17 protein-coding genes are annotated in these 18,974 nt (G+C 70.3%); 10 read left to right on the plus strand and 7 right to left on the minus strand.

The features are described 5' to 3' along the window. The first annotated feature begins 52 nt into the window (after window positions 1-52). Entirely contained in the window at window positions 53-421 is a 369-nt protein-coding gene (locus tag J8M51_RS31645; RefSeq protein WP_086754220.1) for a PLAT/LH2 domain-containing protein, read from the plus strand. Window positions 422-519: 98 nt separating this feature from the next. Next, the gene (locus J8M51_RS31650) at window positions 520-1,038 is read left to right on the plus strand and encodes a carboxypeptidase-like regulatory domain-containing protein (RefSeq protein ID WP_086754223.1); all 519 of its coding nucleotides are present in this window, start codon (window positions 520-522) and stop codon (window positions 1,036-1,038) included. Window positions 1,039-1,254: 216 nt separating this feature from the next. Here J8M51_RS31650 and J8M51_RS31655 read toward each other — a convergent pair whose 3' ends face one another. From J8M51_RS31655 to J8M51_RS31675, 5 genes are all read right to left on the minus strand, one after another. After that, a complete protein-coding gene (locus J8M51_RS31655) occupies window positions 1,255-2,676 on the minus strand; it encodes an eCIS core domain-containing protein (RefSeq protein WP_086754225.1) in 1,422 nt (473 codons plus the stop codon). Window positions 2,677-2,874: 198 nt separating this feature from the next. Continuing rightward, on the minus strand, window positions 2,875-3,807 hold the full coding sequence (locus J8M51_RS31660) for an ABC transporter substrate-binding protein (RefSeq protein WP_086754227.1): 933 nt from the start codon (window positions 3,805-3,807) through the stop codon (window positions 2,875-2,877). Window positions 3,808-3,818: 11 nt separating this feature from the next. Continuing rightward, the gene (locus J8M51_RS31665; protein WP_086754229.1) at window positions 3,819-4,481 is read right to left on the minus strand and encodes an ABC transporter permease; all 663 of its coding nucleotides are present in this window, start codon (window positions 4,479-4,481) and stop codon (window positions 3,819-3,821) included. Window position 4,482: 1 nt separating this feature from the next. Beyond that, window positions 4,483-5,124, minus strand: coding sequence for an ABC transporter permease (locus J8M51_RS31670; protein ID WP_086754231.1), 642 nt, complete (start codon window positions 5,122-5,124; stop codon window positions 4,483-4,485). A gap of 43 nt (window positions 5,125-5,167) precedes the next feature. After that, window positions 5,168-6,202, minus strand: coding sequence for an ABC transporter ATP-binding protein (locus J8M51_RS31675; protein ID WP_086754233.1), 1,035 nt, complete (start codon window positions 6,200-6,202; stop codon window positions 5,168-5,170). A 142-nt stretch (window positions 6,203-6,344) separates the two neighbouring features. Between J8M51_RS31675 and J8M51_RS31680 the strand changes: the two genes are divergently transcribed. The 4 genes from J8M51_RS31680 (at window position 6,345) to J8M51_RS31695 (ending at window position 12,215) form a co-directional block, all read left to right on the plus strand. Further along, entirely contained in the window at window positions 6,345-7,853 is a 1,509-nt protein-coding gene (locus J8M51_RS31680) for an aromatic amino acid ammonia-lyase (protein ID WP_267299633.1), read from the plus strand. 101 nt (window positions 7,854-7,954) lie between these two features. Then, complete coding sequence (hutU, locus tag J8M51_RS31685) at window positions 7,955-9,619, plus strand: urocanate hydratase (protein WP_267299634.1); 1,665 nt, start codon at window positions 7,955-7,957, stop codon at window positions 9,617-9,619. 59 nt (window positions 9,620-9,678) lie between these two features. Beyond that, window positions 9,679-10,881, plus strand: a complete 1,203-nt coding sequence (locus tag J8M51_RS31690) for an allantoate amidohydrolase (protein ID WP_267299635.1) — start codon at window positions 9,679-9,681, stop codon at window positions 10,879-10,881. Continuing rightward, window positions 10,878-12,215, plus strand: a complete 1,338-nt coding sequence (locus tag J8M51_RS31695) for a formimidoylglutamate deiminase (RefSeq protein ID WP_267299636.1) — start codon at window positions 10,878-10,880, stop codon at window positions 12,213-12,215. The genes J8M51_RS31690 and J8M51_RS31695 overlap by 4 nt, the downstream gene beginning before the upstream one ends. A gap of 115 nt (window positions 12,216-12,330) precedes the next feature. On the opposite strand, the gene J8M51_RS31700 is transcribed toward J8M51_RS31695, so the two are convergent. Continuing rightward, on the minus strand, window positions 12,331-12,945 hold the full coding sequence (locus J8M51_RS31700; protein ID WP_086753960.1) for a HutD/Ves family protein: 615 nt from the start codon (window positions 12,943-12,945) through the stop codon (window positions 12,331-12,333). A gap of 471 nt (window positions 12,946-13,416) precedes the next feature. On the opposite strand from J8M51_RS31700, the gene J8M51_RS31705 reads away from it, so the two are divergent. Further along, entirely contained in the window at window positions 13,417-14,727 is a 1,311-nt protein-coding gene (locus tag J8M51_RS31705) for an MFS transporter (RefSeq protein WP_086753985.1), read from the plus strand. Between the two features lie 39 nt (window positions 14,728-14,766). Here J8M51_RS31705 and J8M51_RS31710 read toward each other — a convergent pair whose 3' ends face one another. Further along, window positions 14,767-15,693, minus strand: a complete 927-nt coding sequence (locus tag J8M51_RS31710; protein WP_086753962.1) for a LysR family transcriptional regulator — start codon at window positions 15,691-15,693, stop codon at window positions 14,767-14,769. A gap of 121 nt (window positions 15,694-15,814) precedes the next feature. Between J8M51_RS31710 and J8M51_RS31715 the strand changes: the two genes are divergently transcribed. The 3 genes from J8M51_RS31715 to J8M51_RS31725 are packed head-to-tail and all read left to right on the plus strand — an operon-like array spanning window position 15,815 to window position 18,934. After that, window positions 15,815-16,801 carry a fumarylacetoacetate hydrolase family protein gene (locus J8M51_RS31715; RefSeq protein ID WP_086753964.1) on the plus strand — a complete coding sequence of 329 codons (987 nt, stop codon included), beginning with the start codon at window positions 15,815-15,817 and terminating at the stop codon, window positions 16,799-16,801. Continuing rightward, the gene (locus J8M51_RS31720) at window positions 16,798-17,757 is read left to right on the plus strand and encodes a cyclase family protein (protein ID WP_086753966.1); all 960 of its coding nucleotides are present in this window, start codon (window positions 16,798-16,800) and stop codon (window positions 17,755-17,757) included. The genes J8M51_RS31715 and J8M51_RS31720 overlap by 4 nt, the downstream gene beginning before the upstream one ends. Before the next feature lie 46 nt (window positions 17,758-17,803). Beyond that, window positions 17,804-18,934 (plus strand): FAD-dependent oxidoreductase, encoded by a 1,131-nt coding sequence (locus J8M51_RS31725; RefSeq protein ID WP_086753987.1) that lies wholly within the window; start codon window positions 17,804-17,806, stop codon window positions 18,932-18,934. Window positions 18,935-18,974 lie beyond the last annotated feature (40 nt).

Raw genomic sequence — 18,974 nt, forward strand, 5'->3', positions numbered from 1 at the left:
GGCGATCGGAGCACGGAGCCGAGGACCACAACACAGCTCGAAACGAGGGGTCATGGCGATCTACCGAGTCAACGTCCACACCGGAAACCTGAGTCCGCTCGCGGGTGCCGGCACCGACGCCAATGTCTACATCACCTTGTACGGCGACAAGGACGGCAGCGACGAGCTCAACCTCGACAACGCCGGCAACAACTTCGAACAGGGAGCGGTCGACACGTTCGCGCTCCACCTGGCCGACCTCGGCGACCTGCGGCGGGTCAGGGTCCGGCACGACAACAAGTTCCCCTTCCCGGGCTGGTACCTCGACCGGATCTTCATCCGCAACGAGGACACGAACCAGGAGTGGACGTTCCCCTGCAACAGGTGGCTGGCCCAGGACGAGGACGACGGTGAGATCGAGCGCGTCCTCGACCGCGCCTAGCAGAAGAGGACCCGGGATGCGCGCACGAGGCAAGGGCGCATCCCGCGGCCCGTTCACTGGATGACCGAAGAAGACCGAAGAAGAAGGAGAGAAGAGCGATGTCGCCCACTATGGCGAGCCGCAAAGCACGCGCTGCCTCACGACTGGGCGCAGCGCTGTTGTGCCCCCTGTTGTTCCTCGTCGGTGCCTGCGCTGACGTGGGGGAGGACGACGAACCGGGGTCCTTCCCGATCCAGGTTCCGACCGAGGTGGACACCACCCCGCCCCCGAACGCCACCGGCGGAAACGCCACAGGCGAACCCAGCGGAGGAGGAGAGGAGACCACCGAGGAGAGCAGCCGGGTCGAAGGGGTGGTACAGGACGCGCAGGGCAACCCGGTCGAAGGTGTTCAGGTCACCTTCTATCCCCAGCCGCGGACCTATGGCGCGTTCTACGAGACCTACACGGATGCCGGCGGGGCCTACGCCATCGACCTGCCCGAAGGCGTCTACCAAACCTTTGCGTTCTACGGGATGCCGGACGAAGGGCAGCTGATACCGGACGGCACCGGATACGGAAGCTCGATCACCCTGCCACCGGGCACGCAGGTCAACTTCCTGTGGGAGCCCTACCTCTAGCCTCGATCCTTCGCGACGGCCCGTCAGTTCATCTGGCGGGCCGTCGCGGGCAACCACAGCCGACCACGGACTTCGGACCGCAGATCGTTACTGGCCAACGGCGCCACGGCTCAGGCCACGGATCCCCGACGCCCTCGACGCGGAAGGCCGCACGCACGCTCGGCCCACTTCGCCGGCCCTCACCCCCGTGAACCGTGATCACTCGTCAGAGACGACCTAGGGCCCGTACACCGCCTTCTTGTAGGCGAGCATCTTCTGCATCTCGGCCCCCCTCTGCGAAGGCTCGATCGAGTTCATATGCTCTGCCCTGGTCATCGGATCCTGCAACTTGAGAAGGAACTCGGCCATCTCTTCCTTCTTGACCACCTCGCGGAACTCCCCCTCGGTGAGCGGAGTCAGTTTCTCCACCCCCCGCTCCTTCCGCTCGATCCCGACGATGTCGTAGGGCGCTCCCTGCCGCGCGATCCAGCCGCTCTCGCTACCGGTCGCGCCCTTCGCCAGGTACTTCCTCTTGACCTTGATGGTGAGCACGATGCCGAAGGAGGCTTCCGAGGCGAACCCGGTGGCGATGTGGGACTTCGTCGAGAACTCGATGAGCTTGGCGACATCGTCGTTGAGCTCCTGGTTCACATATCCCCGGACATGCTCGGGATCGGGCTTCGTGGACTCCTCGTCGGGCTTCGCCGTCATCTTCGAAAGGCTGACGAAGGAGCCGCGGATGACCTCCTTCTCCATGGCCTTCCGCTGCGTGGGCGTGATGCCACGTTGAAGGATCACTTCTTGTTCGCTGTCCTCGGCCAGCGACGCGATGTGGTCCTCCCCGCTGAGGCCCAGCGGACCGTCCTCGAGGGCGATCCGCCGCCCTTCCTCCGACGACTGTCCTTCCTCCAGCATCCGCTGCACGGGCCCGGCGGAGGCGTTCGCCCCCGTATGCGACGCGACGAGGGACGGGGCGGTCCGCTGACCGGCGGAGTAGGCGTCACCGTCCCGCTCGGCTGCCCGCTCGGAGTCCTGGCGCGGGTTGGTGACGGTGACTCCGGCGCCGTTGCTGTGGCCCGTCTCGGGCACACCCTTGAGGTTCTTGTCGACGTGGCTGAGTTCGTGGCCGAGCAGCTTCTCGCTGGCCGCGGCCCCGGCGGAGAGAAAGATGTGGTTGCCGACGGTCATGGCCGCGGCCCCCATGGCCTCCGTGGCACGCTGGGCCACCACGTCGCGGTGGACGCGCGTGGAGGCGAGGGCGTCGTTCTGGTAGAACTCCCCGGCCTTCGCCACAACTGACGGGGGCAGCGCCTCACTCGGCGACTTCATGGCGGCGGCCAGCAGCGCGCTCTGCCCTTCCGGCCCGGTGTCGTGAGCGTGCGCATGCTCGTCCTCGGCCCGCGCCACGGTGACATCGGCCGCGGACCGCTGCACCGCCGCCTGCGCCCGGTGCCCGCACGCCGGACCGTGCTGATGGGGCGCCTGCGCCTCCGGCAGCCCGCCACGCCGAGCCATCTCGGCCACGGCCCTGTTCCCGGCGGCGCTCTGGAGGTCGAGCATCCGTTGCACGGTCGTTCCGGCGGAGGAGGGAGCCACTCGCGACCGCTGGGGTGCCTTCCCCTTCACCGTCATGACGCCCTCGTCTCGGGCCAGGCTCATACCTTTTCCTCCAGCGGTCCGAAGCACAGTGAGCTGCTCACCCTCGCACGGCCGACGGGGACACCACCAGAGTCTTTTGGGCAGGTCTGAGGCCCTGCGGGGGCACACTGTTCACAGCCGTCGAATGCCTCGCTCCGACACGGCGGGGCCACAGGGCCACACGGTCGCGGGTGCGGTCCCCGCCGGGACCGCACCTCGCTACTTCGCCAGTCCGTGCTGCTTCGCGTACGCGTTGGCCACGTCCTCCGGGTCCTTCTTGTCGCTGTCCACCTGGCGGTTGAGCTCGGTGAGATCCGCGGTGGTGAGGACGTTGCCGAGCCGGGCGAGGGCCTTGCGGACCGTGGAGTCGGCCTTGCGGTCGGCGATGAGGGGGACGACGTGCTGCCCGGGGATGAGGTCCTTCGGGTCGCTCAGCACCACCCAGTCGTTGTCCTTGATGTCCGTGTCGGTGGTGAAGAGGTTGGCCACGTCGACGTCCCCCTTCTTGAGGGCGCCCTTGACCAGCGGACCGGAGGAGTCGAGCGACTTGAACTCCTTGAACTCGACGCCGTACACCTCCTTGAGGCCGACGACGCCCACCTTGCGCTTCTTGACCTCGGGGGCGGCACCGAGGATCAGCTTGCCGTTCTGCTTCCTGAGGTCGGCGAGCGAGGTCAGCCCGTACTTCTCGGCCGTCGCACGGGTCACGGCGAACGCGTCGGCGTCCTCGGCCAGGCCGTACGGGAGCACCTGGAGACCGGCGGGGAGCGCGATGGTGAGGGCGTTCTGCATCTCGCCCTCCTCGGTCGCCGTCGAGTCGTGGTCGAGGTAGTCGAGCAGGGCGCCCTGGTACTCGGGCAGCAGGTCGATGTCGCCGCCCTTGAGGGCGGGGATGACGATCTCGCGGGTGCCCAGGTTCGGCCGGACCTTCACCTTCACACCGGCCTCGGTCAGGACGGCCGCGTAGAGGTAGCCCAGTATCTGGTTCTCGGTGAAGTTGGCGGTGCCGATGGTGACGCCGCCCTTGCTGGAGCCGCCGCCGGAGGTGCCCGAGCCCTGGCTGTCGAGTGAGGTGATGCCGCTGGAGCAGGCGGAGAGCGCGGGGACGGAGGCCGCGGCGAAGAGGCCGCCGAGGAGAGTACGTCGGTTCATGGTGAGGTTCCCTAGGCGGTGCGGTGGCGGAAGAGGAAGCGCTGGAGGCCGCTCAGCATCAGGTCGAGGGCGACGGCCACGACGGCTACCAGCACCGCGCCGCCGAGCACCTGCACCAGGTCGCGCTGGGCCAGTCCGTCGAAGACATAGCGGCCGAGGCCGCCGAAGGAGACGTACGCGGCGATGGTCGCGGTGGCGACGACCTGGATGAGCGCCAGCCGCAGGCCCGTCATGATCAAGGGGAGGGCGAGCGGCAGTTCGACCTGGAACAGGACCTGGTGGCCGCGCATGCCCTGGCCGCGTGCCGCGTCCTTCACGTCCGGGTCGACGGCCGTCATGCCCGCGTAGGTGTTGGTGACGATCGACGGGACCGCGAGGGCGACGAGAGCGACGTACACCGGCAGCATCGAGAGCCCGCCGGCCAGGAAGACCAGCACGACCAGGCCGACGGTCGGCAGGGCGCGGCCGAAGGACGCCAGGTTGATGGCGACGAAGGCGCCCTTGCCGGTGTGGCCGATGAGCAGGCCCAGCGGGAGGCCGATGGCCGCCGCGATGAGTGTGGCGAGCAGTGAGTACTGGAGGTGCTCGGCCAGGCGGTGGGCGATGCCGTCGGAGCCGGACCACTGGGCGCCGCTGGTGAGCCAGGAGCCGAGGTTCTTGAAGAGTTCGTACATGTCAGGCTCGCCGCCTCTTCCAGGGAGTGAGGGCGTACTGCAGGGCGACCAGCGCGGCGTCCGCGACCACGGCGAGCAGCAGCGTGAGGACCACGCCCGCGATCACCGGCGTCGGGAAGTCCCGCTGGAAGCCGTCGGTGAAGAGCTGGCCGAGGCCGCCGTCGCCGATGTACGTGGCGACCGAGACCAGGGAGATCGACATGACGGTCGCGATTCTGACCCCCGCCATGATCACGGGGAGCGCGAGCGGGAACTCGACGGTCAGGAGTGTGCGCAGCGGGCGCGTACCCATGGCCACGGCCGCCTCCTTGGTCTTCGCGGGCACCGCGTCGAGACCTTCGACCGTGTTCCGCAGCAGCACGACCAGGGTGTAGACGGTCAGGCCGATGACGGTCGTGGTGCGGGTCAGACCGCTGACGGGCAGCAGGAGCACGAAGATCGCGATCGACGGGATCGTGAACAGCACGTTCGACAGTCCGAGGAGGACGCCGCGCAGCGGGCGGACCCGGTGGGCCAGAACGGCGAGCGGAAGCGAGATCAGCAGGCCGAGGAGGACGGGCAGGAGCGCGGCCTGGAGATGGGAGATCGTGAGCGAGAGCAGGTCGTCGGTGTGGCCCGATATCCAGGACCAGTCGATGGTCATGCGGCTCTACCTTCTTTGCTCGTCTCATGACGGGGCACAGGCATCAGGCGGCCCGCCGTGCGTCGGTGTGCGCCTGTCCGGCGTGCTGGTTGATGTCATCGCGCGAGGTGACACCGGTGAGCACACCTTCGGGGTCGACACGGGCGACCAGGCCGGTGGGGGAGGCGACGGCCTCGTCGAGCGCGGCGAGCAGGGAGTCGGAGTCCTTCAGGGGGCGGACGGGCACGTCGCCGTCGCCCGACTTCCAGTGCTGCGGCCTGCGGGCCTCGTCGAGTACGAGGCTCCAGGTGCCGCCCTCGGGAGCCGGGCCCTGCGGGACGTCCTTGAGGGTCCTGAGCGAGAGCAGCTTCAGGCCGCGCTCGGCGCCGAGGAACCCGGCCACGAAGTCGTCGGCCGGCCGGGCGAGCAGTTCGGCGGGTGTGGCGCACTGGACGAGATGGCCACCGGTGCGGAAGACGGCGATACGGTCGCCGAGACGTACGGCCTCGTCGATGTCATGCGTGACGAAGACGATGGTCTTGTTCAACTCCTTCTGGAGCCGCAGCAGTTCGTCCTGGAGCTGGGTGCGTACCACGGGGTCGACCGCGCCGAAGGGCTCGTCCATGAGCAGCACGGGCGGGTCGGCGGCGAGCGCGCGGGCCACACCGACACGCTGCTGCTGGCCGCCGGAGAGCTGGTGGGGGTAGCGCTTGCCGGCGTCGGCGGAGAGGCCGACCGTCTCAAGCAGCTCGGCGGCCCTGGCGCGGGCCTTGCGACGGCCGTGGCCGAGCAGCAGCGGCACCGTGGCGATGTTGTCGAGCACCGTGCGGTGCGGGAAGAGCCCGGACTGCTGGATGACGTACCCGATGGAGCGGCGCAGTTCCGCCGCGTCCTGCTTGGTGACGTCCTTCCCGCCGACTCGGATGGTGCCGGAGGTGGGATCCACCATGCGGTTGACCATGCGCAGGGTGGTGGTCTTGCCACAGCCGGAGGAACCGACCAGGACGGTCACGCCGCCTTCCGGCATGTCCAGGGTGAGGTCGTGCACCGCTGTCGTCCCATTGGGGAACCGCTTGTGGACCGCGTCGAATTGGATCATGAGTTGTCCCTTGCCCGGGCTGCATAACGTCATGCAGAGTTCATCGCGTCTGAATAACTTGTCAACGGTTCGGCGCCAATCCGTCGTGGCGAGCGATCGATGGACGAGAAGAAGTGTCCATATAGGGGAGGTTTTGGAAGCAATGTCGTCTCAGATTGTGGACACTTCGAAAGTGAGGCGCGGCGGTTCCGTCGTCCTCGACGGTGTCGCCCTCGACGTCCTGGATGTCGTCCGACTCGCCGACGGCTCCGCACGGCCGCTGGTCGACGACCACGCGATGGGGCGGATGGCCGACGTCTGGGAGGCCGCCCGCCGGATCGCCGCCGGCGGACGCGTCTACGGCCGCTCCACCGGCGTGGGCGCCAACCGCGACGAGGGCGTGCCCGCCGAGGAGGCCGCCGCGCACGGCCTGCGGTTGCTGCGCAGCCACGCCGGCGCCATCGGCGAGGAACTCCCCGCCCGGCAGGTGCGCGCGATGCTCGCCGTGCGCGCCAATCAGCTCCTCGCCGGCGGCGCGGGACTGCGCCCCGGCGTCGTCACCGCCCTGTGCGAGGCGCTGGAGAGCGGGGCGTATCCGGCCGTCAACGAGTTCGGCTCGGTGGGCACCGGAGACCTCGCGGCCCTGGCGCAGGTGGGGCTGGCACTGGCGGGGGAGCATCCCTGGCTCGGCGACGGCGCCCCCGAGCCCCAGCTCCTCGACAACAACGACGCCCTGGCCCTCATCAGCAGCAACGCTCTCACTCTCGGCCAGTCCGCCCTGGCCGTACGCGAGCTGCGCGGACTGCTGGAGGCCACCCAGGTCGTCGCGGCGCTCTCCCTGCTGGCCGTGGACGGCTCGCACGAGGCGTACGCGGCCCCCGTCCACGAGGCCCGCCCGCACCGCGGTTCCGGCGAGGTCGCCCGCCGGATGCGGGAACTGGTCGGAGCCGAGGACCGGCCCGTCGCCCCTCTCGGACGCCTCCAGGATCCGTACGGCTTCCGTTGCCTGCCCCAGATCCACGGCCCGGCGCACGAGGCCGCCGACGCCCTGGAGGCCGTGCTCGGCGTCGAGATCAACGCCGCCGCCGAGAACCCCCTCATCTGCCCCGAAGATCAGGCGGCCTATCACCACGGCGGCTTCTACCAGGCCCAACTCGCCCTCGCCCTGGACCACTTCAGGCTCGCGCTGGTCCAGGTCGCCCGGCTGTCCACCGCTCGGCTCTCCACCCTGAACGAACCCGCCTACACGCGCCTGCGGCCCTTCCTCGCGGAGGATCGGCCCGGCTCCTCCGGTGTGATGATCCTGGAGTACGCCGCCGGGGCCGCCCTCGGTGACCTGCGCGCCTTCTCCGCCCCCGCCTCGCTCGGCCACGCTGTACTCTCCCGGGGCGTCGAGGAACAGGCCAGCTTCGCCTCGCTCGCCGCCCGGCAGACGCTGCGGGCGTGCGGCGCGTACCGGCTCGTCGTCGGCTGCGAACTCGTCGCCGCCGTACGGGCGCTGCGCCAGCGCGACCTGAAGCCGGACCCCGAGCTGCCCGTCGGGCGGGCGCTGGACCTGGCCGCGTCGGTGCTCGACGCCGAGCACGCCGACCGGTCGCTCACGGACGACGTCAGCGCGGCGGCCCAACTGCTGGACCGGTTCACGGGCATCTGGCGGGGTGACGGGACGTGATCCCTTCACCGAGGTGTTGACTGGAATTATTCAGAAATGCAAGATGTGAATATCTCTAACCAAGAGCTGTTGGTGACACACTCATCCGCCAGGAGGCTGCCATGTCAGGACCCCGCCCCGTTCGAGCGTCGCGTGGTACGGAGCTCAGTGCTCTGGGCTGGCAGCAGGAGGCCGCTCTGCGGATGCTGCAGAACAACCTCGACCCCGAGGTGGCCGAGCACCCGGACAAGCTGGTCGTGTACGGCGGGACGGGCAAGGCGGCCCGGGACTGGCGTTCCTTTGACGCCATGGTCCGCACCCTGCGCACCCTCAAGCAGGACGAGACCATGCTCGTCCAGTCCGGCCGCCCCGTCGGCGTCATGCAGACCCACGAGTGGGCTCCCCGCGTCCTCATCGCCAACTCCAACCTTGTCGGCGACTGGGCCAACTGGGAGGAGTTCCGCCGACTGGAACAGCTCGGGCTGACCATGTACGGCCAGATGACCGCCGGCTCCTGGATCTACATCGGTACGCAGGGCATCCTTCAGGGCACCTATGAGACGTTCGCCGCGGTCGCGGCGAAGAAGTTCGGCGGCACTCTGGCGGGGACGATCACGCTCACCGCGGGCCTGGGCGGGATGGGCGGCGCCCAGCCGCTGGCGGTGACGATGAACGACGGTGTGGCGATCTGTATCGATGTCGATCCGCGGGCGATCGAGCGCCGGATCGTGCACCGGTACCTGGATGTGAGGGCCGAGAGCCTGGAGGATGCGCTGCGGCTGGCGGTGGAGGCGCGGGATGCCCGTCGTCCGCTGTCCATCGGTCTGCTGGGCAACGCGGCGGAGCTGTTGCCGCGGATGCTGGCGGAGGGCGCGCCGGTCGACATCGTCACCGACCAGACCTCGGCGCACGATCCGCTGGCCTACCTTCCGGTGGGCGTGGACTTCGAGGACATGGCGGATGCGGCGGCGAAGGACCCGGCCGGGTTCACCACCCGGGCCCGTGAGTCCATGGCCCGGCATGTGGAGGCCATGGTCGGTTTCATGGACGCGGGTGCGGAGGTCTTCGACTACGGCAACTCGATCCGGGGTGAGGCGCAGCTCGCGGGATACGACCGTGCGTTCGCCTTCCCGGGCTTCGTGCCCGCCTATATCCGGCCGTTGTTCTGTGAGGGCAAGGGGCCGTTCCGGTGGGCGGCGCTGTCGGGTGAGGCGAGCGACATCGCCAAGACGGACAGGGCGATCCTGGACCTGTTCCCGGAGAACGAGTCGCTGCACCGCTGGATCAAGATGGCCGGGGAGCGGGTGCACTTCCAGGGTCTTCCGGCGCGTATCTGCTGGCTGGGCTACGGCGAGCGGGACAAGGCCGGTGAGCGGTTCAACGACATGGTCGCCTCCGGTGAACTGGCCGCGCCCCTCGCCATCGGCCGCGACCACCTCGACTGCGGCTCCGTGGCCTCCCCCTACCGCGAGACGGAGGCGATGCTCGACGGTTCCGACGCGATCGCCGACTGGCCGCTGCTGAACGCGATGGTCAATGTGGCCTCCGGTGCGTCGTGGGTGTCCATCCACCACGGCGGCGGCGTCGGCATGGGTCGTTCCATCCACGCCGGTCAGGTCTCCGTGGCGGACGGGACGAAGCTGGCGGGGGAGAAGGTGCGGCGGGTGCTGACCAACGACCCCGGGATGGGCGTCATCCGGCACGTCGACGCCGGCTACGACATCGCGGACTCCATCGCCGACGAGCGGGGCGTACGCGTACCCATGCGTGAAGGGGACGACGCGTGACGTTGGGCGGCACCTCTGGGACTGTCCAGGGCCACAACAACACGACTTCCTTCCATGAGATGTGGCGGGACCTTGCACCCATCGGGCGGCACCCCGACTCCGGTGGATATCGGCGCTTCGCGTGGACCGGTGCGGATGCCGAGTGCCGGGCCTGGTTCGAGGAGCAGGCGCGGGACCGGGGCCTGGACTACGAGGTCGACCGCAACGGCAACCAGTGGGCCTGGCTCGGCGATCCCACGGCAGGGGATGCCGTGGTCACCGGCTCGCACCTGGACTCGGTGCCCGACGGCGGGGCCTTCGACGGGCCTTTGGGGGTGGTGTCGTCGTTCGCCGCGCTCGATGAACTCCGCGCCCGGGGCGCCCAGTTCGACAAGCCTTTCGCCATCGTCAACTTCGGTGATGAGGAGGGGGCGCGGTTCGGGCTGGCCTGTGCCGGGTCACGGTTGGCTGCGGGTCAGCTGACCGTCGAGCAGGCACACCGGCTGACCGACGCCGACGGAATCACCCTGCCCCGGGCGATGGAGGCCGCCGGCTACGACCCTGAGGCCATCGGGGCGGACCCCGAGCGGCTGGCCCGGATCGGGGCGTTCGTCGAACTCCACGTCGAGCAGGGCCGGGCCCTGGACCTGTCCGGGGACGCGGTCGGCATCGCGAGTGCCATCTGGCCGCACGGGCGGTGGCGGTTCGACTTCCGGGGCGAGGCCAACCACGCCGGCACCACCCGCCTGGCCGACCGCCGCGACCCGATGCTGTCCTACGCCCAGACCGTCCTGGCCGCCCGTCACCAGGCCCAGCTCGCCGGGGCGGTGGCCACCTTCGGCAAGATCTCCGTCGAACCCAACGGTGTCAACGCCATCCCCTCCCTGGTGCGTGGCTGGCTCGACTCCCGCGCCGCCGACCAGGAAAGCCTCGACACAGTGGTCGGCGGGATCGAGGAGGCCGCCCGCGACTACGCCCAGGCGCATGGCATCGATCTGGACATCGTCCGGGAGTCCTTCACCCCGGTCGTGGAGTTCGACCACGCCCTGCGCACCGAACTCGCCCGCATCCTGGGCAAGGACACCGGTCTGACGGTCCCGGTCCTGGGCACCGGTGCCGGACACGACGCCGGGATCCTCTCCGGGACCGTCCCGACCGCCATGCTGTTCGTGCGCAACCCCACCGGCATCTCCCACTCCCCGGCCGAACACGCCGCCGAGGACGACTGCCTGACCGGAGTGAGCGCCCTCGCCGACATCCTGGAAGGGCTGGCCCGCAGGTGACATCGACGACCTACTGGCTCGAACACGCCTGGCTCGACACCCACGTCGAGCCCGGCGTGACCCTGACCGTGACGGACGGCCGCATCACCGCCGTCCGCCAGAACCTCGACACCCCGCCGCCCGGCGCAGTGGTCCTGCGCGGCCTCACCCTGCCCGGCCTGGCCAACGCCCACAGCCATGCCTTCCACCGGGCCCTGCGCTCCACCGTCCAGGTCGGCTCCGGCACCTTCTGGACCTGGCGGGAAGTCATGTACCGGGTGGCGGACCGGCTCACCCCCGACACCTACCACGCCCTCGCGCGTGCGGTGTACGCGGAGATGGCGCTCGCCGGGATCACGGCCGTCGGCGAGTTCCACTACGTCCACCACGCCCCCGGCGGCACCCCCTACACCGACCCCAACGCCATGGGCGAAGCCCTCATCGCCGCCGCCGACGACGCCGGCATCCGCATCACCCTCCTCGACACCGCCTACCTCTCCGCCGGCTTCGGCAAGGCCCCCGATACCCACCAACTCCGCTTCTCCGACCACACAGCCGACGCCTGGGCCGAACGCGCCTCCCTCCTCAAGGACCGGGACCACGCGAGGATCGGCGCCGCGATCCACTCCGTACGCGCCGTCCCCGCCGGCCAGCTGGCGACCGTCGCACACTGGGCCCAGGAACGCCACGCCCCGCTCCACGTCCACCTCTCCGAGCAGACGGCCGAGAACGACGCCTGCCACCAGACCCACGGCTGCACCCCCACCCGCCTCCTGGCCGACCACGGCGTCCTGGGCCCCCGCACCACCGGCGTCCACAACACCCACCTCACCACCACCGACATCACCCTGATCGGCGACACCGGCACCGGCACCTGCATGTGCCCCACCACCGAACGCGACCTCGCCGACGGCATCGGACCGGCCGTAGCCCTCCAGCAAGCCGGCTCACCCCTTTCCCTGGGCTCCGACAGCCACGCGGTCATCGACCTCCTCGAAGAAGCCCGCGCGATGGAGCTGAACGAACGGCTGCGCACCCGCACCCGCGGCCACTGGACAGCCGCCGCCCTCCTGCGCGCGGCCTCCGCCGACGGCCACACCGCGCTCGGCTGGGACCAGGCCGGCACCCTGGAGACGGGCGCGCTCGCCGACTTCACCACCCTCGCGCTCGACACGGTCAGGACAGCGGGGCCGCTGCCACGGCTCGGCGCGGAGACCGCGGTATTCGCCGCGTCGGCAGCGGACGTGACCCACACAGTGACCGCGGGACGGCACGTCGTACGCGACGGGACACACACACGCGTCCCGGACGTGCCACAAGCCCTCGCGCACGCCATCGCAGCACTCCGCGGATGACCCGCGAGCCCGTTCTCGCCTCAAAGCCCGCCACCTGCCACCTGCAACGTGCCACCCGCATCCCCGTGCGACCGGCGCTCACATACCCCCAAAGGCCGGCCGCCGACTCCCACCATCAACCAGCCGCGGTGATCCTGATCTCGGCCACCGTGCCGTCGCCCCGTAGCGTCAGAGCGCCCGGGCTTTCGTGACGGACGCAGTCAAGACGGCCAAGTGCCGTTTCCTGCCCGTCCGGTCCGCTGACCACGATCCCCTCGGTGACGGCCATGACGAGCAGGATCTCGCCCGCCGCGCAGGCCAGCTCCCACCCCTGCGCGGCGGTGATGGTGTCCATGTGCACCTGCGCTCTCGCCCGGCCCCTGCGAGTCATGACATTCATGTCGCGCACGGCGCCCCCCTCCAGCCGACAGTCCGTCGTCGCGTCTCCGGAGAAGGCGAACGGGCTCAACGGGCCGACCGGATGTGAGGTCCCGTCCACGGTCAACACCATGCCTACGCCCTCGACCAGGGTGATCACGCGGTCGATCCCGGGAAAGGCCGAGAAGGAGCCTCCCGCGTCCACGTCCGCGACACTCACCCGCCAGTCGAAGCCGTCGCCGCGCTCCGCCGGAGCCGGTGGCACGGGCGCGGAGGTGCGTACGTCGCCCGACGCAACTTCCCTGGTCGTACCACCGCCGTTCTTCCACGGCATGCTGCGGTATTCGCTCCAGCGCAGAACATCTCCGGCCATCCGCCGCCACCTCCTTCTTCTTCTTCTGTTTTCTTCTGTCTTCTTTTTCTTCGTCTTCGTCCACTTCGGGCACGTGATCACTGAGCCCGGGCCCAGCCTACGTGTCGGCCAGGGAGCGGCTGTTCAGCTCAGCTGACCGTCCGATGTACGGTCGGACCGAGAGGAAGGGCCTGATTTCCGGGACTCCGGGACACCGTCGCCCGCGCGCGAGCCTGGAACAGCTGTCCGTGCCGACGCTGATGCCTCCTGGGTGCATCCACCGGGTGGATGACCCGGATACGGGATTCGGATCGCTCCGAGGATGGTGGCGGGGCGCCGGGCAGCCCATAGTCGTCCCTACCCGCACCCCCCGCTGACCGGACCAGCGGCTGGCGTGCGGCCCGTCCTCCCTGCATGCCGGGCGCCCGTCGGCGCCTGTGAAAGGCATGCCCGCTCCCGCACCACCACCGTCCCCATGGAGTCGCCATGCCCATGCCTGGTTCCGTCCCGCTGTCTCCCGCCACGGTCGACGAGGTCGCTCCGTCGCCCGTCGTCGCCGTCTCCGGACCGGCTCATCTACTGCGCGTGACCCTGCTGATGGCGGGCAGCTGTCTCCCGATCCTGGGAGCCGTGCTGATCGCCCCGGTGCTGCCGAAGATGCAGGACCACTTCGCGTCCGTCCCGGGGGCCAAGGCACTGGTCCCCCTCGCCCTGACCGTCCCGGCGCTGGCGCTGGCGCTGCTCGCACCGTTCGCCGGTGTGATCGTGGACCGGCTGGGCCGCAAGCGTCTGCTGATCGTGGCGACCGTGCTGTACGCCCTGTTCGGAACGGCCCCGCTCTACCTCGACTCGCTGGGCGCCATCATCGCCGGTCGCGCCCTGGTGGGTGTCGCCGAGGCCGCGATCATGACGTGCTGCACCACGCTGATCGGCGACTACTACTCCGGTCGGCAGCGGGTGAAGTACCTCGCGCTGCAGACCATGTGCGCCTCCGCCTCGGCCACCGTCTTCTTCGCGGTCGGCGGTGCCGTCGGCTCGGCGGGCTGGAAGGCGCCCTTCTGGATCTACGCCGTGAGCCTCGTCCTCGCCCCGCTGATGGCCTCCGCGCTGCCCAACCCGACCACCCGCGCGGCCACCGACACCACCGACACTGACGACGCCACCAGCACCACCGACATCCCGGCCGACACCTCGGCTGTACGGGCCCGACGCGCCTTCCCCTGGCGGCAGATGGCGGGCATCTGTGCGCTGACCTTCTTCGGGGCGATGGTCTTCTACACCGTCCCGGTGGAGATGGCCTACCTCCTCGACGACCTCGGTGTGGAGAGCACGGGCGTCATCGGTCTGGCCACCGCGGTCGCGAGCGCCGCGACCGTCGGCGGAGCGATCACCTTCGCCCGGCTGAAGCGCTCCCCGGATCCGATGCTGCCCGCGGTCCTCGCGGTCTGCGCGGTCGGCTTCGGGGTGATGTTCCTGGCGAACAGCGTGCCGCTGCTGGTCGTCGGAGCGGTGGTCAACTGTGTCGGTACGGGCATGCTGCTCCCGGCCCTTCTCACGAGTGCCATGTCGCGCCTGGCGTTCGAGGACCGCGGTCGTGGTACCGGGCTGTGGATGGCGGCCTTCTTCGGTGGCGAGTTCGTCTGCCCGCTGGTCCTGCTGGCGGTGGAGGCCGGGGTCGGCAGTCTCGCCGGTGCGGTGGGTGTGCTGGGGCTGGCCACCGCCCTCGTCGCGGGGGGAGTGGCCGTGGCCCGTCGGCGAGTCGGGGTCGCTGATCCCAGGCCGTTGCCGGAGCAGTTGGCCTGAGTCGCGCAGTTCCCCGCGCCCCTGTAGGGGCGCGACCAGCTACGTTGCCCGCTCCGACCTGTCGCCCGTCAGTGTCGCGCCCACCTCCACGGCCTTCTGCCGCAGCCAGATGTGGGCCGCGTCCTGGGTGTGTACGGGGTGCCACCACAGCGCCTCCTGTACCGGTACGGCCTCGAAGGGGCAGGGCAGGACGCGTACCGCCGCGAAGCGGACCGCCTTGCGGGCCAGGCGTTCCTGGATCATCGCGACCCGGCGGGTGCCCTCGACCATGTGGGGCAGCAGCTGGAAGGTCTGCACGGAGACCTCCACCCGGGGGCTGATGCCGAGCATGCTGAGCTGGCGGGCGGCCGGGGCGTCGTAGGGGCGTTGGTAGACGGCCCAGGGCAGGCCGGCGAGCTGGTCGAGGGTGAGGGTGTCGCCGATCTCGGGGTGGTCGTCGGCCACGAGGCACACCCAGCGGTCCTGGTGGAGGTCGACGACGGGGAAGCCGTCGATGACACCGTGCGGCATCAGCAGTCCGTCGACGGTACTGAGCACGGTCGCGGTGTTCTCCACGACGCTCGGCGTCGGATGCCGGAACGTGAGCCGGAGGCCCGGTGCCTCCCGGTGCAGGGCGCGGGCGAGGGCGGAGCCGAAGACGGCGGCGCCGTAGTCGGAGGCGAGCAGGGTGAACTCCCGGGTCTCGGCGGCCGGGTCGAAGTCGGCCTGGCTGGAGAAGACGCGCTCCAACAGGTCGCACGCGGTGCCGCTGCGGTCCCGCAGGGCCACACCGAGCGGTGTCAGTTCGTAGGCGTTGCCGGTGCGGGAGAGCAGCTCGTCGTCGAAATGGCGGCGGAGCCGGGACAGCGCCGCGCTCATGGCGGGCTGGCTCAGTCCGACGCGCTCGCCGGCCCGGGTGACGTTGCGTTCCTCCAGCAGGGCGCGCAGGGCGACGACCAGGTTGAGGTCGAGTCGGGACAGGTTCATCGGCACCACCGGGCATCACTGAGACATATCCACGGCATGGATGACAGTCATCCACAGGATTCATTTCCGCGATCACATGATCCAGGTCAGAGTAGTCCGCAACTCAGCAGGAGGACATCTCATGGCAACGCTCACGCAATCCGCCGGCCCCTTCGCGCTCGGCACGCTCTCGCGGCCGGACGGGAGCCCGTTCCCCGGCCTGGTGGTCGGGGAACGTGTGCTGGACCTGGGCCGGGCCCTGGCCTGGAGGCCGGTCGATGTGCGTGCGGTGCTGGAGCGCTGGGAGGAGGCCCTCCCGGTCCTGCACGTCCTCGCGGACGAAGAGGCCCTGGAGTGGCAGCCCCTCGACGGCCTGCGGGTGCACGCACCGGTCGAGCCCCGGCAGATCTTCCAGTCCGGCGCCAACTACCGCCAGCACGTCATCGACCTGGAAGTGGCCCACCGCTCCCCGGACGACCCCCGCACCGTCGAGGAGGCACGCGCCGAGATCGCCGCGGTGATGGACCGCCGGGCCGCGGAGGACCTGCCGTACGTCTTCATCGGTCTGCCGAGCGCGATCACCGGCCCGTACGACGATGTCGTCCTCCCGGCGTGGGCCGAACAGCCGGACTGGGAGCTGGAGTTGGCGGCCGTCGTCTCCCGGCCCGCCCATCGGGTGTCCGTCGAGGAGGCCCTGGACCACGTCGCCGGGTACACGATCGCCAACGACCTCACCGACCGCGCCACCGTCTTCCGCCGGGACATGAAGGCCATCGGCACCGACTGGCTGCGCTGCAAGAACGCCCCCGGCTTCACCCCGCTCGGGCCCTGGATCGTCCCCACCGGTTCGATCGCCGACCCGGGCGACCTGCGGGTCACGCTGAAGCTGAACGGCGAGACCATGCAGGACGAGTCGACCAAGGACATGCTCTTCGGCATCGCGCGCCTGGTCTCGTACATCTCGCAGACCTCCCGACTCCTGCCCGGCGACCTGGTGTTGACCGGCAGCCCGGCCGGCAACGGCATCCACTGGGGCAGGCTGCTGCGCGACGGCGACGTCATGGAGGGCTCGATCACCGGACTGGGCGCCCAGCGCACCCGCTGTCTCGCCGAGGGGGCCGGCGCATGATCGACCGTACGGATCCCGAGGGCGCGATAGCCGAGGCCGCGAAGGCGTACTCGAACTGGGGGCGCTGGGGCGAGGACGACGTGCTCGGCACCCTCAACTTCCTCACCGAGGACAAGCGATGCGAGGGCGCCGCGCTCGTCCGGCGCGGAGCCAGCTACTCGCTCTCCCAGCGGTTCGACATGAACGGCCCGCAGAAGGGCTGGCGGCGCCGGACCAACCCGGTCCACACCATGCTCGACACCGGCACCGACGCCGCCCTCGGCAACCAGGGCTTCCCGCACGGGATCGGTGGCGCCGACGACGTGATCGCGATGCCGTTGCAGTGCTCGACCCAGTGGGACGGCCTCGGGCACATCTTCGACCACGGCCACGCCTGGAACGGGCGCCGGGCGGAGAAGGTCGTCACCTCCGACGGAGACCTGGTCACCGGCATCGAGCACATGGCGCCGCACATCGCCGGGCGCGGGGTCCTCCTCGACGTGGGCCGGGTGATCGGCGCCCAGGGGGAGTTGCCCGACGGGTTCGCCGTCACCGAGGAGCACCTGACCGCGACCGCCGGGGCGCACGGCGTGCGGGTGGGCCGCGGGGACATCGTCGTCGTACGGACCGGGCAGCTGGCCCGTGTCCGCCGGGACGGCTGGGGCGAGTACGCGGGCGGACCCGCGCCGGGACTGTCGTTCACCACCGCCGGCTGGCTGCACCGCACCGAGATCGCCGCGATCGCCACCGACACCTGGGGCTTCGAGGTACGGCCCAACGAGTTCGAGCACGCCTTCCAGCCGCTGCACCAGGTCGTCATCCCCAACATGGGCCTGGTGATCGGTGAGATGTGGGACCTCGACGCGCTCGCCGAGGACTGCGCGGCGGACAGCGTGTACGAGTTCTGGCTCACCGCCGCCCCGCTGCCCATCACCGGAGCCGTCGGCTCCCCGGTCAACCCGATCGCCGTCAAGTAGCCACCCGGTTCGCCGCCAAGTGGACTTCGGAACGAAGGAGTTCCCCGTGAACACAGCCCGCAGAGTGCTCGTCGTCGGCGGAGGTGCCTCCGGCAACGCCGTGACCGTCCTGTTGCGCCGCGCCGGTCTCGCCGTCGACCTGGTCGAGGCCAGGCCCGACTGGAACGCCACCACCGGCTCCGGCATCACCCTCCAGGGCAACGCCCTGCGCGTCCTGCGGGAGCTGGGCGTCTGGGAGCAGGTGAGCGCCTCCGGCTACGCCTTCGGCACGCTGGGCATCACCGCCCCCGACGGCACGGTGCTGCACGTCGCCGAGGACATCAGGACCGGCGGCGACGACCTGCCCGCCACGCTCGGCATGCAGCGCCCCCGGCTGCAGCAGATCCTCATCGACGCGGTCCGCGCCTCGGGCGCCACCGTCCGCCTGGGCACCACCGCCGAGGCCCTGGAACAGGACGCCGACGGCGTCACGGTGCGCTTCGGCGACGGCACCGAAGGCCGCTACGACCTGGTGATCGGCGCCGACGGCCTCAACTCCGCCACCCGCGCCGCGATCGGCATCACCGACAAGCCGGAGCCGACCGGGATGGCCATCTGGCGCGTCGCGGCCCCCCGCCCCGAGGGCGTGGAACGCTCCGACCTGGCCTACGGCGGCCGGGCCTACATCGCGGGCTACACCCCCACCAGCGAGAACACCCTCTACGCGTTCGTCGTCGAGGCCTGCCGCGACCGCGCCTCGATCGACCCGGCCTCCTACGCCGACGAGATGCGCCGCGCCGCGCAGGGATACGGCGGGTGCTGGCCGGCGATCGTCGAACACATCACCGACCCGCGGAAGGTGAACTACACCTGGTTCGACCGCCTGCTGGTCGACGGCTCCTGGCACCGGGGCCGCGTCGTGCTGATCGGCGACGCCGCCCACTGCTGCCCGCCCACCCTGGCCCAGGGCGCCGCCATGTCCCTGGAGGACGCCCTCGTCCTCGCCGAACTGCTCACCGGCGGCCGGGACTGGGACGACGAGCTGTTCCGGACCTACCACGAGCGCCGCGTCGCACGTGTGCGGCCGGTCGTCGAGGCGTCCGTGCAGATCGGGCAGTGGCAGCTGGACGGGGTGCGCGACGCCGACGTGCCGGGCCTGATCGGCCGCACCATGAGCATGCTCAAGGAACTGCCGTGACCGCGCCCACGGCGGACGCCCACGCGGCCACGGCGGATGT

The organism is Streptomyces griseiscabiei (assembly GCF_020010925.1).
GTDB classification, from domain to species: Bacteria; Actinomycetota; Actinomycetes; order Streptomycetales; family Streptomycetaceae; genus Streptomyces; species Streptomyces griseiscabiei.